The 524-nt window shown below is 53.1% G+C and carries 1 rRNA gene; it reads right to left on the reverse strand.

Features of this window, described 5'->3' with window-relative positions:
• Window positions 1-431: 431 nt before the first annotated feature.
• A 16S ribosomal RNA gene (locus F6A08_RS17550) occupies window positions 432-524 on the reverse strand; the annotation flags it as partial.

Here is a 524-nt window from a genome sequence, read left to right on the forward strand (position 1 = left end):
AAAGACTTGAAATCACATGAGTTTGAATCAAAAACTCGACCCCATCCGAAGATGGAATCAGAAATTGACTAATGATCTTTAAGATCATCTTGTGCAACAACCCGAAGGCTGCTGCAAGATGCTCGCGTCCACTGTGTAGTTCTCAAAGTACGGGCGGTACCCCTCACCGCTTCCCCACCGGGGAAACAACGAAAGGCCCAGAGTAACCAAATGCTTCCAACCCGAAGGTCAAAGCGCATCCGGTCCCTCAGGACCCAACAGCGTGCAGGTGCGACATCCGTCACCCTCCCCGTTCCAACCACCGAAGCGGCGTACTGGAGAAGACCAACATTCTTCGCACCATGTCAAATGTTCCACCCATGAGCTCCCAGCGAAGAACGTATGCCTTCGATCTGGGTTCTGGACACCCGGACGTGTCAGATGCTCCTTAGAAAGGAGGTGATCCAGCCGCACCTTCCGGTACGGCTACCTTGTTACGACTTAGTCCTAATTACCGATCCCACCTTCGACGGCTCCCTCCACAA

It is taken from the genome of Microbacterium algeriense (assembly GCF_008868005.1).
GTDB classification, from domain to species: domain Bacteria; phylum Actinomycetota; class Actinomycetes; order Actinomycetales; family Microbacteriaceae; genus Microbacterium; species Microbacterium algeriense.